General features: G+C 47.9%; 10 protein-coding genes. 6 read left to right on the top strand and 4 right to left on the bottom strand.

The annotated features are described in order from the left end of the window. Nucleotides 1–51 precede the first annotated feature (51 nt). Entirely contained in the window at nucleotides 52–594 is a 543-nt protein-coding gene (locus tag B153_RS0108895) for a 3'-5' exonuclease (protein ID WP_020596346.1), read from the top strand. Here the strand turns inward: B153_RS0108895 and B153_RS0108890 are convergent. Continuing rightward, nucleotides 591–3,779, bottom strand: a complete 3,189-nt coding sequence (locus B153_RS0108890) for a sensor histidine kinase (protein WP_020596345.1) — start codon at nucleotides 3,777–3,779, stop codon at nucleotides 591–593. The genes B153_RS0108895 and B153_RS0108890 overlap by 4 nt on opposite strands. A gap of 262 nt (nucleotides 3,780–4,041) precedes the next feature. On the opposite strand from B153_RS0108890, the gene B153_RS0108885 reads away from it, so the two are divergent. Beyond that, nucleotides 4,042–6,147, top strand: coding sequence for a prolyl oligopeptidase family serine peptidase (locus tag B153_RS0108885; protein ID WP_020596344.1), 2,106 nt, complete (start codon nucleotides 4,042–4,044; stop codon nucleotides 6,145–6,147). A gap of 92 nt (nucleotides 6,148–6,239) precedes the next feature. Then, entirely contained in the window at nucleotides 6,240–7,424 is a 1,185-nt protein-coding gene (locus tag B153_RS0108880) for an ATP-binding protein (protein ID WP_020596343.1), read from the top strand. Nucleotides 7,425–7,607: 183 nt separating this feature from the next. Here the strand turns inward: B153_RS0108880 and B153_RS0108875 are convergent, their stop codons facing one another. Together B153_RS0108875 and msrA are read right to left on the bottom strand one after the other, a co-directional pair. After that, nucleotides 7,608–8,135: a hypothetical protein gene (locus tag B153_RS0108875; protein WP_020596342.1), complete on the bottom strand. Its 528-nt coding sequence runs from the start codon at nucleotides 8,133–8,135 to the stop codon at nucleotides 7,608–7,610. Nucleotides 8,136–8,412: 277 nt separating this feature from the next. Continuing rightward, on the bottom strand, nucleotides 8,413–8,982 hold the full coding sequence (gene msrA / locus B153_RS0108870; RefSeq protein ID WP_020596341.1) for a peptide-methionine (S)-S-oxide reductase MsrA: 570 nt from the start codon (nucleotides 8,980–8,982) through the stop codon (nucleotides 8,413–8,415). A gap of 112 nt (nucleotides 8,983–9,094) precedes the next feature. On the opposite strand from msrA, the gene B153_RS0108865 reads away from it, so the two are divergent. From B153_RS0108865 to B153_RS0108855, 3 genes are all read left to right on the top strand, one after another. Further along, on the top strand, nucleotides 9,095–9,976 hold the full coding sequence (locus tag B153_RS0108865) for a PPK2 family polyphosphate kinase (protein WP_020596340.1): 882 nt from the start codon (nucleotides 9,095–9,097) through the stop codon (nucleotides 9,974–9,976). Between the two features lie 231 nt (nucleotides 9,977–10,207). After that, the gene (locus tag B153_RS0108860) at nucleotides 10,208–12,640 is read left to right on the top strand and encodes a TonB-dependent receptor (protein ID WP_020596339.1); all 2,433 of its coding nucleotides are present in this window, start codon (nucleotides 10,208–10,210) and stop codon (nucleotides 12,638–12,640) included. Nucleotides 12,641–12,688: 48 nt separating this feature from the next. Then, nucleotides 12,689–13,591, top strand: a complete 903-nt coding sequence (locus B153_RS0108855; RefSeq protein ID WP_020596338.1) for a DUF4249 domain-containing protein — start codon at nucleotides 12,689–12,691, stop codon at nucleotides 13,589–13,591. Nucleotides 13,592–13,792: 201 nt separating this feature from the next. On the opposite strand, the gene B153_RS0108850 is transcribed toward B153_RS0108855, so the two are convergent. Beyond that, the gene (locus B153_RS0108850; protein ID WP_020596337.1) at nucleotides 13,793–17,368 is read right to left on the bottom strand and encodes a CRTAC1 family protein; all 3,576 of its coding nucleotides are present in this window, start codon (nucleotides 17,366–17,368) and stop codon (nucleotides 13,793–13,795) included. Nucleotides 17,369–17,447 lie beyond the last annotated feature (79 nt).

Here is a 17,447-nt window from a genome sequence, read left to right as displayed (position 1 = left end):
ACTGATTATTGGCTATTCGCTGTTGACGGGGTAACTGATAACGAATGTTCTGTGTATTGTATCGTCGACGTTGAAACAACTGGGGGTATAAATGGCCCTACTCGTCTTACTGAAATTGCCATCTTTCGTCACGACGGCCAGCAGGTTGTTGATTCGTTTCATTCACTTCTGAATCCGGGTTGCCCCATTCCGCCATTTATTCAGTATCTGACGGGTATTTCAGATGAAATGGTTCAGGAGGCCCCAACGTTTGCCGATATTGCTGAGTCGGTATTGCGAATTACCGAGGACGCCATTTTTGTGGCTCACAACGTTAGTTTCGACTTTAACTTCGTCAAAAAAGAGTTAAACTGGCTGGGGTACGATTACTATCGGCGTACACTCTGTACGGTCCGTACCAGTCGGAAAGTGATTCCCGGCTATCCTTCCTATAGTCTCGGAAAGCTCTGTAAGTCGCTGGGTATTCCGTTGCATGGACGGCACCGGGCACAAGGCGATGCCGCGGCTACCGTTCTTTTATTCGAGATGCTGCTTCAGTATGATTCGCGTGGAGTGATTCCCCGTGTAGCACCCCCTATGGAGTTTCCTAACTAATTGGCATGGGGCTGTTTCATCAGCACTTTGTAAATAGGCTGATGGCCGAACGGGTCGGTCGGAATTTCGATAGTAACTTTTACACCAAAACCTGGCTTGCTTTCCCAGGTAATGCGTCCTCCAAGTAAAGCCACCCGCGATTCGATATTTCCCATGCCCAGGCCAGATGCTTTGCCGCGTATCTGATCGTAGTTAAAGCCCAAGCCGTCGTCCTGATAAACCAGGTTTAGCTGATCTTGTTGAGGTTCTAGGTGTAAACCGATGCGTCGGGGACTAGCATGCTTAAGCGAATTGCTAACCAGTTCCTGCGTGATTCGGTAAAGCATTACTTCGGTTTCGGCAGGGAGCCGATTATTGTTTTCCAGGGTTTCGCCCCCATCGAATTGAGCAATGATACCGCCACTGGCACCAATTCGGGAGAACAACTCATCGACAGCCGCCACGTAGCCATGTCGTTCCAGTGTCTGTGGGTTCAACTTTCGGAGCAGATTCCGTACATCACTGATCGTATCGTTAATTAACTGGTTCACCGTCGATTTGAGGGAAACTATTTTTGGGGTTTCACCGGCCTGCTGGGTAAGTTGATTGGTATACAGTTTGATGGTTGCCAGGCGTGTGCCGATCTCATCGTGTAAGTCACGGGCAATGTCTTTTTTAACCTGCTCCTGAATATCGTAGGCTAGCCGCAGTCGATCAATCTGCTGTTGGCGGATACTGTTCTCCCGACGGCGTATCCAGAACCAAACCACAACCACCAATAATAAAACGACACTTAGTACAAATGGGATTGTTTTCCAGAAGGGGGGCTCGATGTAGATAACTAATTTCCGAATCCGATGGCTCCAGTGTCCATCCTGATTGGCTGCCTTAACCTGAAAGGTATAATTGCCAGGGGGTAAGTTGGCATAACGTACGTAGTTCCGCTCTCCGGCCATAACCCAGTGATCGTCGTAGCCTGTAAGTTGGTACTGGTACGTATTATGACCGTTGCTAAAAAAGTCAAGAGCCGCAAATTCAAGGGCTAATGTATTCTGGGAGTGATCCAGATGGATTTCTTTCGTTTCGCCAACATAGGTCTCGGACCGATACGGTTGTTCGTTGATACTAAGCGAGTAGATATATACGAATGGATTGAAGGTACTGCTTCGAAAAGCATCGGGCCGGAAACGGTTGAACCCATTGACACCCCCAAAATAAAGCTCACCATTGGCCGCCCGCATAAAAGCATTGCCATTGAACTCATATCCCTGGAGCCCATCTTTCGGGGTAAAGTTTTTGATAACCTGCGTTTCGGGGGCCAGCCTTGAAATGCCTCGGTTCGTGCTCATCCAGAGGTTGTGCTGAACATCGCTAATTGTGCCATAGACAAATGAGTTGGCCAAGCCCTGTTGTTCGGTATAAAGTCGAAATAGACTGGTATTAGCCTTCAGGGCTACTAACCCCCGGTCGCACGAAAGCCAGATTGTTTGCAGGCTGGCATCGGGTCGAATATGTAGAACCATAAACCCTTTCAGACCAGAGCGAAGGAAGTGCCAGTTGAGGGGTTTGTGGCCCGCTGGCTGATCGAGTTGATAGCAGTAATAGCCGTTTAGATAGGTACCGACCCAGAGTTGATGCGCTTGGGTATCGTACCAGATACTGAATATATTCTGGCCATCCAGTACGGGGGCTTTTGACCAGTTGTGTGTTATGGTGTTCAGCAAATAGAGGCCATCTTCTGTACCTGCCAGTAGCAAGCTATCGCTGATACTGACCATATTGCGCACATAATTACTGCCAACAAGGTGGGTCGAGTTCGAAAAAGGAATTGATGTAAACGTTCTGGCTTTCGAGTCAAATGCCAGTACGCCACCAACATGCCCTACCCAGATACGGCGTTGTGGATCACGGTATAAACTTTTAGGGACAATCGGAGGGCGCCCATCCTGGGCTGACGGTGACGTAAAATAGCGTTCGGTTATTTGGTTGGTACGTGGGTCGAGTACGTTGATGCCTGCCTGGGTGAGTACCCATAGCCGATCGAAACGTTCCTCCAGAAAGCCCCGAATGGTATAATTGGTCAGTTTCTGACTGGCAGGCAACCCATCATTGGCCGGGCTCTTCACAAAACCGCCAAACAAAAAAGCGTCGGGCACAATGCGGGCCACACCGTCGGGGTCTGTATTGGCCCAAACGATCCCCGTGTTATCTACGTATACCTTGCTGATTCTAAACTCGCTCAACTGACGGGTTGCTTTCAGAAAATCGGTTACCTGTCCAAACAAGCGGGAACGCTTATCAAAATACAAAACACCATCCTGCTGTGTGCCGAGCCAAAGGCGGCCACGGTCGTCGGCGGCCAGACTATGGATTGAACTAATCGGATGATTGCCGACCACATCATACGTTTGAAAAGTGCCTTTCCGGTAATTGAACCGAATCAGGCCTTTTGGGGTACCAAGCCAGGCGATGCTATCTTCAATAAAAAAGGACGAAACCGCCTGGGCTGATCCTGCCAGATTGTGGGGATGGTTGCTAAAATAACGGGATAGTTTATGCGTTTGGGGATCATAGCGTTGAATGCCCGTAGAGCCATGCAGCCAGATGTCGCCCGCAGGCGTCTTAACCGCAGAGCTTTGCAGATCGTACTCGTGGGTCGGGTGCAGATTGGCCGCTAATATGGTTTTGCGCAACGTCCGGTAATTAAACTGTACCAGTCCTTCTGCATCGCTCAGATAAATTAGATTGGTCTGGTCAATAGCAAAAGGCATGGTGCGGCTTGTGAGTCGAGAACGCCCTGGCTTTGAGCCGTTTACAAAAAAGCAATCGAAACGGTCATGCCGGCGGTCGTAGCGGTTCAGCCCTACTTCTGTACCTATCCATAGGTTCCCATCGGTATCTTCTACAATGCCAAATATGTTAATTCCCCGAATGGTGCCCGGCTGTACGATACCATCTTTTGTCAGGGCAGGCCGATAGGTTTGAAAATGATGGCCATCGTAGCGGTTCAACCCATCCTGGGTGCCGAACCACAGAAAGCCGCGGCTGTCTTTGTGCAGGTAATAAACTGAACCCTGGGTAAGTCCGTCACTAACGCCAATATGATCGACCCGAAAAACAGGTGTACCTGTCAATTGCGCCCAAGCAGGCCGAAACCACACGCTCCAGAAAAGCACAACTATGTACAGATAGCCAGAGCGTATCATCGAGACAAAGAATGGTGGTTGAGGAAGCCTTTGTAAATGAGCTATTTATTTGGTAAATATCCAAGTTTATGAGCTAATAAATACAGTTGAGGTGCACTAATGTTGACATAAGCTATAAATAGGAAACCTTTTGTAAAACAGAGTAAATACCAAACAATTGGTGTTTCTGCGATTTCAAGTCGAAATTCGTAGCCTATTACGATTCTTACCACTTATCATCAGCCAAACCATGCGTTATTTGGGGGTTATTCATGTATGTTTTATGCTAAGTTCACTGGGAGTACAGGGGCAGGCCACGCAGCCGCTTACCTATCCGCACGCCCGTAAGACCGATCAGGTCGATTCGTATCATGGTACACAGGTAGCCGATCCGTACCGTTGGCTCGAAGACGACCGCTCGGCTGAAACGGCCGAATGGGTCAAAGCCGAAAATAAGGTTACATTCGATTATCTGGCGCAGATACCCTATCGCAAACAGCTCCAGAATCGGCTGGAACAGGTCTATAATTACCCGAAGTATTCGGCACCGAGCCGGAAAGGTGAGTGGTTCTATTTCTCGAAAAATGATGGACTGCAAAACCAGGCGGTTCTGTATCGTCAAAAAGGGCTCGATGGTAAACCCGAACTGGTCCTGGACCCGAACAAACTGTCGACCGATGGGACTACCCGGCTGGGCGCTTTCTCGTTATCAAAAGATGGTAAGTACGCCGTAGTCGGCCTGTCGAAAGGCGGTTCCGACTGGCAGGAGTACCAGATTATGGACCTCGCTACAAAGCAATACTTACCCGAAAAAATTGAATGGGTGAAGGTATCAGGAGCGGCCTGGCAGGGTGACGGGTTTTACTATAGTCGATACCCTAAACCCGAAGGGAGCGCGTTGGCTGCTAAAAACGAAAACCATCAGGTATTTTATCATAAACTCAATACCCCACAGTCGGCCGACAAGCTGGTATATGAAGATGCCAAAAATCCGCAACGGTTCCACATTCTGCGGACTACGGATGATGAACGATTTGCCCTATTATCGGTAAGCGACCGGGGCAAAGGGAAAGACGGGAATGCGCTCTTTTTTCTGGATGCTAAAGCCGGGAGTAAGACTTTCGCACCTGTAGTGGCCGATATTACCGATTTTAGTTATGATGTGGTGGATAATGATGGCGATCGGTTGTTGATCCTGACCAACGATAAAGCCCCAAACAGCAAAGTCGTTGCCTTCGATACCAGGAAAAAAACGCTTGCTGACCTTATCCCCGAAAAGCCCGAACCGATTGCCGAAGGAAGTGTACAGGCCGCTGGTGGCAAACTGTTTGTAGAATACAGTAAAGACGTTGTCTCAAAAATTGACGTATACGATTATGCTGGCAAATGGGAAAGCGAAGTAAAGTTACCGGCTTTAGGGTCGGCAGGTGGATTTGGGGGTGAGAAAGACGACAAATTCGTATTCTACACCTTCACCTCGTTCACATTCCCACCTACCATTTATCGGTACGACATTGCCACACGGAAAAGTACCGTTTTCAGAGCGCCCGAAGTTGATTTTAAACCCGATGCTTACGAAACAAAACAGGTGTTTTACACCAGTAAAGATGGTACCAAAGTGCCCATGTTCCTTACCTATCGGAAGGGGCTGAAACTGGACGGCACAAACCCAACCCTGCTTTACGGATATGGCGGGTTTAATGTCAGCTTACCACCTTCCTTCAGTCCATTTCGGATTCCCTTTCTCGAACAGGGTGGAGTATATGCTCAGGCCAACCTGCGTGGGGGCAGCGAATATGGCGAAAAATGGCATGAGCAGGGAATGAAGCTGAAAAAGCAGAATGTGTTCGACGATTTTATTGCTGCAGCCGAATACCTCATTGCCCAGAAATACACCAGCCCGGCTAAGCTGGCTATTCAGGGTGGTTCGAATGGGGGCTTGCTGGTGGGGGCCGTTATGAATCAACGTCCCGAACTGTTTCGGGTTGCCATTCCGCAGGTAGGGGTGATGGACATGCTACGGTTCCATAAATTCACCATCGGCTGGAACTGGATTGCCGACTATGGCAGCAGCGATAATCCCGACGAGTTTAAGGCTTTGTATGCCTATTCGCCCATTCAGAACATCAAGCCCGGCCTGAATTATCCCGCCACGCTGATCACAACAGCCGATCACGACGACCGGGTTGTACCCGCGCATTCGTTCAAGTATGCGGCTACGCTTCAGGAGGTGTATAAAGGAAACAATCCTGTTTTGATTCGGATCGACACGAACTCAGGTCACGGAGCGAGTAATACGAAAAAGAACATCGAAATGACGGCTGATATCTACTCGTTTATTTTCTGGAATATGGGGATCGCCAGCCTGAAAGAAGTTGCTGGTAAGTAGGTTTTATATAGCCTTTTGTAGAAAATGAGATATTTTTGATGATTTTTTTATCAAAAATATCTCATTTTTGTTTCAAAATATATCAAATACGTATGTATAGGCGAGCTATTTATGATGAGCTGGAAGAGCATCTTACACGCAAACAGGTGACGGTTATTACGGGCATGCGCCGGGTTGGTAAATCAACGGCGGCCAAGTATCTGATGGCGCAGGTGAATCATGAAAACAAAGTATATCTCGACTTTGAGAAGGCAAACAATCGATTCATTTTTAATCAGTCGTCATATACGGATATTGAAATCAACCTTCAGGTAGAAGGCATTGACTTTACAAAACCTTCGGTTATTGTTTTAGATGAGATTCAGTTAGTGCCTAATAGCACCAGTGTTATAAAATATCTATATGATACGTATGCTGTTAAATTTATTGTAACGGGTTCCAGCTCGTTTTATCTACGAAATCATTTTACGGAGAGCCTGGCGGGGCGAAAGACTATTTTTGAAATGGCTCCATTGTCATTTGCTGAATTTCTTCAATTCCATGAAATCGATTCGAGCCGAGTCAGTCCGTTCGCACGTAAGCTTTATCAACCCGCATTTTACGACAGATACCATGCCCTATACGAGCAATACATTCGGTATGGTGGGTTTCCGGAAGTAGTATTGACGGATACTGAAAAAGAGAAGCAGCGATACCTTGACGATATCGTTAATGCGCATATCGAATTGGATATTCGGTTGCTATCAGACTTTTCAGTGAGCGATGACCTGTTCAAATTGATGAGGCTACTGGCAAATCGTGTAGGGAGTAAGCTTGATTACAGTAAGATCAGCTCCCTACTCGGGATAAGTCGGTTTAAGGTAAAAGATTATATCTCGCTGTTACAATACACCTATTTTGTTCGTATTGTTGAATCATACACGAGCAATCCAGATCGTGCTATTGCTCATCAGCCTAAATTATATATCAGTGACAGTGGTTTACTGAATCGACTGGCCCAGGTAAGTAGCGGTACACTCTTCGAAAACACAATAGCCGTGCAGTTAGGTCAATTGGGCTCCCTACAATATTACCAGACCGGTCGGTCAGGTTCTGAAATAGATTTTATTCTAAATGGGAATCAGGCTTTGGAAGTAAAGGAGACACCAACAGAACAGGATTTGCTAGCATTACAATACCGGGCTCAACTGGCAAACGTACCGACAACTTCGCTGATTGGCCGATATATACCTGCGTCAGGTTTTAGAGAGTTTATATGGGGAGGAAACCTATATTAGCTCAGGTTACGGAGCGAGTAATACGAAAAAGAACATCGAAATGACGGCCGACATTTATTCCTTTATTCTCTGGAATATGGGTATTGCCAGCCTCAAAGAAGTGGCTGGTAAATAGTATTTGAAAACAGAAAGGCACAAAAAAAGGCAACCGTATTCGGTTGCCTTTTTTTGTGAAAAATTGGTTTACAGGCCGAAGGTGATACCCAGCATAAGCGGGGCAATACCTGTTCCTAATTCACCGAATGCACCTACTTTCTCGCTGAAGAAGTAACGGCCACCCAGGTGAATTGGCAGATAAATACCACTACCAAATGTGTTAAAGCCGCTACCGAAACTTGAGCTATAAGTTACGCTCTCATAACCTAAACCGATACCTGCATACAGATCAGCTTTGTCTGTACTTAAGTTCAGCAATTCGTTGAAGTGATACGAGCCCCGAGCTGCAAAATATAGGTAGTTGATTTTATCGTTGTAACCGAGGTAACCATAGTTAAAGCTACGATAAGCTACTTGGCCACCAACCGTGATGTTTGGCGCAACACCGAAGTCGGCAGAGGCACCAAAAGCGATACCACCTACGCTAGCATAGCCACCTACACCAATGCCAAGGTTAATCAATTTGGTTCCTTTGTCAATTTTATATTGAGCAAATGATTGGGTGCCGACTAACAGACCAAGAACCAGTAAAATAGAAAAGTGGATTTTTTTCATTTGACGAAACTGATTTGTGTTAAAATTTTAGACAAAGTAAAAGCGAATCTGTGGGCCTCACAAACGCCAAAACAGACCACTTATTATTCGGTCAATATTGACTTTGTGACAAACATAGCAAACAAGGATTTATAACCTATAGCGATTTGTGAAATAAATTGTTTAAATACCTAGCCTTCAATAGGTTGCTCTTAAGTAAGTCTAAGTCTAGTACGCTGAATAAATAAAAAGCTCCTCAAATTGAGGAGCTTAACTAATAAAATTTTAATGGTGCCTACTACGAATGATTTAAATCAGGTTTTAATTTTTCTTTAAAAACTTTCCTGAATTTATCTACTTTCGGAGCTACCACAAAAGCGCAGTAACCCTGATTTGGATTATTGGCAAAATAGCTTTGGTGATACGCTTCGGCTTCATAAAAGGTGCTGACCGGGCTGATTTCCGTAACAATGGGACTATCATAGGCTCCCGACTTATCCAGCTCGGCTTTGGCCGTTTCGGCGAGTTGTTTCTGTTCATCGTTGTGGTAGAAAATGACCGATCGGTATTGCGTACCGATGTCATTACCCTGTCGATTCAGCGATGTTGGGTCGTGGCTCCGGAAAAAGGCTTCCAGCAATTCCTGATACGTAATTTGTGTAGGGTCATACGTCACCTCTACACATTCAGCATGACCAGTTGTACCCGTACAAACCTCTTTATAGGTCGGGTTCTCCTTGTGGCCACCTTCGTAACCCGATACAGCCGAAATAACTCCTCTAAGTGATTCGTAAACGGCTTCGGTACACCAGAAACAGCCCGTGCCAAAGGTCGCTTTTGCCAAAGCGCCTGATTCATTTGTTGCCATATAATTTGTTTCGACAAACCTGTTGAGTTCCTGAAACCTTATAGGTTTTATTCGGTTAATTTGCCTAATGACTTAACAGAACTTCGCAACGTAAAGTTTACCCTTCATTACCGTGACTGATTTCAACACTGACCGCTTCCGTTACGACGGAGAGAAGTCCTTAAAAATTAAAAAAGCACCTACCAAAGTTGATGATCTTTATGAAGATGATGCCCATTACGAAGCTATACTTCGGCAGCAGGCGGCAGAAATCGACAAGTGGCAGGAGCGGATGTTTGCGCATAACCGATACGGGTTGCTGACGGTGTTTCAGGCATTGGATGCCGCCGGAAAAGACGGTACCATTCAACATGTATTTACCGGAACCAATCCGGCAGGGGTACGGGTGTACTCTTTCAAACGCCCGACGGACCAGGAATTGGATCATGATTTTCTGTGGCGAAGCTGGCGCGAACTCCCCGAACGGGGTACGATCGGTATATTTAATCGTTCATACTACGAAGAGGTCTTGGTCGTGAAAGTCCATCCAGAGATTCTTACCCAAAGCCAGCGCCTTCCCGAAAAAACAACAGAAGATCTGGATAAGCTATTTAAACATCGTTATGAAGCCATTCGGGATATGGAAACATTCCTGCACCGTAATGGTTTTCCGACTGTTAAATTCTACCTGCACGTTTCTAAGCAGGAGCAGGCCGATCGGTTGATTGCCCGGATTGAGGATGTCGAAAAAAACTGGAAATTCGAGGAGGGCGATGTAAAAGAAAGGGATTTCTGGGACGACTATCAGGAGGCCTACGAAACCTGTATCAACGAAACGGCTACCGACAAAGCGCCCTGGTACGTGATTCCGGCCGATGACAAGAAAAATATGAGGCTACTGGTCGGCCGAATTATTATCGACGAGTTGAAAAAGTTGCCCATTGAAAACCCTGAACCTGACGAAAAGCGATTTAAGGAATTACAGAAGCTGATTTCTGTGATTAAGGCTCAGTAACTGCCGGGGGCCAGTTGGCAGATTGGCCCCCGAGCAGTTGGCTCCATTCTGGTTTTTCCGGTTACTGTATGGCTGTTTATTGGTTTTGTCCTGTGTGGAAGGCCGTTCAGCCTCGTTTTTAGCAGGTTTATCTAATTTTAGCTGAGCTCTAGGTTAGGAGCGATACCTTTGCGTTCTGATTCGAACAACCTGACGTATCCATCCCATCGGATACCCATTATCGATAACGCAATGAAACACAGCTTACCCGTTTGGCTATGCTGCCTTCTTCTCTGGTTGCTTCCCGAGCAATTCAGTAAGGCCCAGGCCCCATCCACAATAAATAATCTTGGAAATGCCTCCGAAAAGCCAGCTCGAACGGCAGGCTTAACCATCAGTGGGTATATAAAAGATGCTGCCAATGGCGAAGGTCTTATTGGGGTATCCGTGTATGTGAAAGAAACCAGTACGGGGGCCGTAACGAACAGTTATGGCTTCTATGCCATTACTCTGCCACCTGGTGGTTATAATTTGGTGATCAGCTACATTGGATACGCCAAGCAGACCCGAACGGTTGAGCTTACGGATAAAAACGTACGGCTCGACCTCGAACTAAAACAGGAAGGCAAAGACCTTCAGGAAGTGGTCGTTTCGGCCAATCGGGAAGATGACAACGTCAAAAACATCGAGATGAGTGTCAACCGGATCGATGTGAAAACCTTGCAGCGTATTCCCGCACTACTTGGTGAGGTCGATGTGATTCGGAGCATTCAATTGCTACCAGGGGTGACAACCGTTGGCGAAGGCGCAACGGGCTTCAACGTTCGGGGGGGGAGTATCGACCAGAATCTGGTACTGCTCGACGAAGCACCCGTTTATAACTCCTCTCACCTGTTTGGCTTCTTTTCGGTATTCAATCCCGATGCCGTCAAGGATGTAAAGCTCATCAAAGGCGGTATTCCTTCCAACTACGGCGGGCGGATCGCGTCGATTCTGGATGTTCGATTAAAAGAAGGTAATGCCAAAAAGCCTGAACTGAATGGGGGCATTGGGCTGATATTCAGTCGCCTGTCGTACGAGCGGCCTTTATTTAAAGGCAAAGGATCGTTCATTGTGGCGGCTCGTCGTTCGTATGCCGATATTCTGGCTCAGCCCTTCCTAAACAGTGATCTGAAAGGAGCCAAGTTCTACTTTTACGATCTGACGGCGAAAGGGAATTATCGGATCAACGACAAAAATACCGTATTCCTGTCGGGCTATTTAGGACGGGATGTGTTTGGGTCGGATTTTGGGTTCAACTGGGGGAATGCCACGGTATCGGCCCGCTGGAACCATATTTTTAGTGAACGGTTATTCCTGAATACGACAGCCTATTATAGCAATTACGATTATTCGCTGAATACCGACTTAAAGCAGAAGAATCCCAATGATTTCTTCCGTACCGATTCGCGCATTGTCGATTATAGCATTAAACCCGATTTTTCGCTGGCGCTGGGCAAAAATCTGATTACGTTTGGTGGGCAAGCCATTGTGCATGATTTTCAGCCGGGTACGGCTACGGCTGCCAGCGCCGGGGCTGTCCGCTCGTTCGGTATAGAGAATAAACATGCGCTCGAAACGGCAGTATATATTGGGAACGAGCAACAGGTTACTCCTCAGCTTCAGTTACAGTATGGTCTTCGTTACTCCCTATTCAACTATACCGGGCCGGGTGAAGCGTATACATTCCAGACCGACGTGCCGCTGGGTACCCGACGGGAAGTGCTCACAACCGTAGCCTATAAAGGGGGGAGTACGATTCAAACCTATGGCAACTGGGAACCCCGTTTGGCAGCTAAGTATGAACTGTCGGGCAATAGCTCTCTCAAACTTAGTTACAATCGGCTGGCGCAGTATATTCACCTGATTTCGAACACAACAGCTTCTACTCCGCTCGACATCTGGACACCATCGACCAATAACATAAAACCGCAGATTGCCGATCAGGTTGCAGCGGGCTATTTCAAGAATTTCGGTCGTAGTGGCCGGGAGTTCGAAGCATCGGTAGAGGTGTATTACAAATGGTTGCAGAATCAGATCGATTATATCGACGGAGCCAGCCTGATTTTGAACAAGTACCTCGAAGGCGATTTGCTCAATGGAAAAGGGCGGGCATATGGAGCCGAATTTTTCGTAAAACGAAACACGGGGGTGGTGAATGGCTGGATCAGTTATACACTGGCTAAAACTGAACGGCAGGTAGCTGGCATTAACAACGGCGATTGGTACCCAACCCGTTTCGATAAACGCCATACACTGACGTCGGTACTGCTTTTCGATCCGCCACAAGCCAAGCGTTGGAATTTCTCAGCTACGTTTACGCTGGCTAGTGGTACACCCGGTACCTTTCCAACAAATCGCTTCGAATATGAAGGGTTCGTAGCGCCGATCATCAATGGGCGCAATAATTACCGGATTCCGGCCTATCATCGGCTTGATCTGGCTGCTACCCTACAGGGACGTAAACGGCCGGGTAAACGCAAGGAAGACAACTGGGTGTTCTCTGTATACAACGTATATGCCCGTAAAAATCCGTTTTCGGTGTACTTCCAGCCCAACGCCGATAATCCGCGTGTGACCGAAGCCATTAAGTATTCGGTTTTTGCGACCATTATCCCATCGGTAACCTACAATTTCAAGTTCTAAAACAACAAAGCTGTAGCCAAACGCCATCTCAAAAGGGCCATTACTACAATGAAACGACTTTCAATTTTATTCGCTTTACTGGGTACTGTTGTGCTGCTTGACAGTTGCACAACGGTCATTGATGCTAAACTGGATACGGGGCCAACGCAGCTTTCGGTCGATGCTGTACTGACCGATCAGCCAGGGGCTCAAACCATTCGACTTACGCAGACAGCCGCGTATTTTAATAACAGTACACCACCAGCCGCGACCAGTGCTACCGTTACGGTTACGGACAATGCCGGAAAGAGTTATACGTTTTTGGACCCTGATAATGACGGCTACTATGTTTGGCAGCCGACAGGCAATGATACCCTGGGGCATATTGGACGAACCTATCAGCTTAGCATTGGATTTCAGGGTGAAACCTATCGGGCTGTGTCAAAGATGAACCGGGTGCCACCCATTGATTCACTCATTTTTGTGAAACGAAAACTAAATCCTTTTTCGAAAAATGAAGGGTATCGGGCCGAATTTTACGCCGTGGATATTCCTAACCAGACGGATTACTATCGGGTACGTTTTTTCCGAAATGGCGAGTTGCAGAACAAGCCCAACAACATTGTTACGTCGCAGGATGGAGGATTTCGTAGTGGTACTTCCGTCACCGACGGACTGATGTTTATTGTGCCCATCCGGCGGTCCATCAATGTCGATAGTTTGTATGCGATGAACGATGTGGTGAAAGTGGAGTTGCAATCGCTTACATCGGAGGCTTTCGACTTCTGGCAGCAATTTCGAACACAGATTACCAATGGGGGCTTGTTTGCGACGCCACCAGCCAATATTCCTACCAACATCAGCAACACCAACCCATCGGGACGAGGAGCTGTGGGGTTTTTTATCACATCGGCCGTTCGGAGCCGGACAGCTACAGTAAATCAAACCAATATCCGGGTTCGGGAGGATTGATTCCAGGTCACTCTGACGGCAACGGCCGACCGTCTCAATCCCGCTCCTCAATGGGGCGGGGTTTTTCGTATCTGATGCTTTCTCTCCGTGAACTATTCCGCCATAAGATAAGCTGCTTACGCTTTCTTTGGGGGAAATGGGGCGGCAAACACAAAAGTGGCCTGTGAAGTCACAGGCCACGGAGAAGCTATTTTTTTGTCTCTACTTTTTTTCGATCTGTTCGCCGGGGAGTAGCCAGACCCCCCGAGCCGATTGCCCATAGAAAGTAGTGCCGAATGGAATTTCCTGCCGGCGCGTTTTGCCATTTTTCAGCCGAAGCGATACCGCTGTGGTTTTGGCATCGACGGGCGTAAATGTTTGGGGCTGCTGAATGGAAAATAGCCGTAATGGCCCCCGATTCTCTGTAATGGCAATCCGGCAATGTCCCTGTGCATCAGGTAGGTTCACCAACGCTCTGGCATTGCCCGGAACGTAGAAGCCGCTTTGAGCAATAGTGACCGGTTGGAAACCGCCCTTTCCATCACCTTTCAGGACAAGCCCATTAAAAGCGTCCATCCGACCAGCTACCAGATCGCTACCGTGTTCATTCCCGACCAATACGGCATCCAGATTGCCATCACCATCGACATCCTGAGCCAGCATACCGAAAACAGGAGCTGCCTGAGCCATAACGGGTAAGGGCCTAACCTCAAACTTTCCGTTGCCTTTATTTTCGATATAGCTGGTTGACAGGTAGTTTGCCGAAAGCTTTAAGGCCTGATTGCGTTCTTCGTCGGTCAGAATCTGATTAATGGTTGCTTCGCCAAAGGGGGCGTATTTGATGTAGCGTTTTTTGATACCGATCATCTGCTTCACCATATCGTCCCAGCCAAAATAGGGGTATTCTTCATACTGACCTTTGGCATTTTTGAAGTACACGGTTGGAAAAGCGTCGTAAAAACCATTGTTATCGAAGTCGCCCGCATAAATCCGAGTAGGTCGATCGGGTGTGGCGCGGAGCAGGTTGTTCAACCCCAGGTTCCCGGCCAGATAATCGATGTCGCCATCGTTGTCGAAATCGCCAGGCGTTAACGAGTTCCAGAAGCCTGACTTATCGCTTAACCCGCTGTTGTCTAGGGGCTTAAGCATCCCTTTTTCATTGTGCAGCATGGTAAGGGGAGCCCACTCACTGGCCAACAGCAAATCGACATAGCCATCCTTGTCATAATCGGTCCAGAGCGCATCGCAGGTCAGGCTTTGCTTCGTGAGTACCGGGGCAATCTGGGCTGTCGCATCCGTAAAATGCGGTTTGTCTTTTGTACTGCCATCGTTTCGGAGTAGGTAACTACGTACGCCCATTGGGTATTTGTAAGGCTCCACACGGCCCCCTACAAACAGATCGAGGTCGCCATCGCGGTCAAAATCAGCGGCTTTAACGCACGAACTGTTCAGCCAGAAATTAGGTAATGCATTGGCATCCAACGTGAAATTGCCTTTGCCATCATTAACATAGAGGTGATGGTGAAGCGCTTCTTCCAACTGATTTTGACCAACCTCCGGGCTTCCACTGGCTGCGTACAGATCGAGGTCACCATCTGCATCCGCGTCGAAGAGGAGTATACCGGCATCCTCCGATAATTTGGTTGGAAACGATTTGCGTGTGAAATGACCATTGGCCTGCTGAAGCAGTAAGTCGGTCGAAAATTTGGAGCTGCCGCCCACTACCATATCCATAAACCCGTCGCCATTTACATCGCCAACGGCCAACGCCGGGCCATACTCGGTCAGTTTATGCAGCAGGGTTTTCTGGAGGTTGAAGTCGATAATGTCGGTTTCTTCATGCCGATAGGTAATGCCGAGTGAAGACGTTACATCGGTCATCAATGGGTTTACCACAGACTTTGGCTCCGTAACTGAGGGGCCAGGTTGGGCGTTAGCTGCTTTCAGGACCAATGTCTGGTCAGCATTTACGGATGGGATAATCTGCACTCGGCCACCCGGCCAGGTCACTTTCAGGTTTTTGATGGTTTTCTCCTTCCCCAAACCAAAATGAGCAATCGGATCTACACTCGACAGGAAACCGCGATACAGCGTATGCTCATAAAACTCTTTTCGACCATCGGGAAGGTCGTACTCGACCAGAGCACCCAAGCCCATACGATTGGCACCATCGCCCTCAAACTGAATGCGGAGATAATGGGCATTTTCGGGCTTACGGTCGTTCAGGTTATTGCGATAAACAAAAGCTTCGTCGTTGATATTATTGATTACGTAATCGAGGTCGCCATCGCCGTCGAAATCGGCATAAGCTGCTCCGTTCGAGAAACTGGGTTCGGCCATGCCCCAGAGGTTGGTCACGTTCTCGAAAGCGGGCGTTCCTGAGCTGCCCCGATTGCGAAACGCATAGTTGCTCACCTTTACCTGGGGAATTTTATCGGTTAATTCTTTCCGTAATGCATCACTCAGGTAGGTATTGACGGAGCTATAATAAACGGTAAAGTCGCGGTCGGTAACGTCGCGGGGAAATCCGTTGGTAACGAGCAGATCACGGTAGCCGTCGTGGTCCAGATCGACCAGTAGGGGCGACCAGCTCCACTCGGTTTCGGCCACCCCCGCCAGCATACTGATCTCGCTGAAAACCGGCATGTTGGCATGAGTTTTTGAAGTATCTGTAGGCCGAACGCCCTGATTGAGCTGAAGCGTATTACGAGCGTATTGGTGCTCATACCCCAGGCGGTCCCACTCCTGATAAGCAAAATAACTGCTGGGACCCATCAGGCTCTTTTTGCGAAGGTTATCTTCGGGTAGCATATCCATGCATATAATGTCGGCCAGACCGTCGCCATTGATGTCGGCCACATCATTGCCCATTGCTGATGAACTGGTATGCTTAAACGAGTCGTGGGAGCGATTCGTAAACGTACCATCATGGTTGTTGATGTAGAGGACATCGTTGCTCGCGAAGTCGTTGGTAACGTAAATATCTTTCCAGCCATCGCGGTTAATATCACATATATTTAGCCCCAGACCAAAGCCTTCAGCGACAACGCCCGCTTGTTTGGTAACGTCGGTAAAGTAGGCATGGCCCCGCTTCGCGTCGAAATCATTGCGGTACAGTCGGTCCGTATTGGGCGAGGTTCCGTCGTCGATGCGGACTTTCAGATAACCCGGATTTTTGGGGTCGGCAATCTGATCGACCAGTACAAACAGGTCTAAATCGCCATCGTTGTCATAATCGAAAAAGGCCGAGTGAGTTGAGTAGGTCGTATCAGCAATCCCATAATCAACGGCCATTTCCCGAAATTTTGGGTTGCCATCGGTGTCGTTCCCCTGATTGACATACAGCAGATTGGCCCGTTGAGCGCCTTTCTTATGGAGTGTATTGGATACGTATACGTCGAGTTTACCATCGGCGTTTATATCGACTACCGACACCCCCGAGCACCAGCGGCCGCCACCACTTACTCCTGCCGATTCCGTTGCGTCTTTGAAATGAAGGTTACCGCCACCCGTTTCGGTTTCGTTGATATACAGTCGGTTGGATACCTGATTCCCGGCGAAGAAAACATCAGGCTTCTGGTCGCCGTTGAAATCACCGACCCCTACGCCCCCGCCATTGTAGATATATTGATAATTGAGGATGTTGAGTGTATCGCTATCGGTAATCGTGTTGGCAAATGAGATGCCGGTATCGGATGAGTCGAGCCGCTCAAACAAGGGTTTTTCACGGCAGGAACAAAGAGCGAACAGACAGATTACGGGCAGTAACCAGGCCCCACGGAAAAAACAGAATTTCATGGATAAGTACACGCCGTTTTGGGTGGCAGAGGAAACAAATTATCTTCAAATTTACCTATAAAAGCACCGATTAGTACAC

The sequence above is a fragment of the Spirosoma panaciterrae DSM 21099 genome (genome assembly GCF_000374025.1).
Lineage (GTDB): Bacteria > Bacteroidota > Bacteroidia > Cytophagales > Spirosomataceae > Spirosoma > Spirosoma panaciterrae.
The sequence above is the reverse complement of the archived record's forward strand: the minus strand, read 5'-3'. Positions and strand labels throughout refer to the sequence as shown.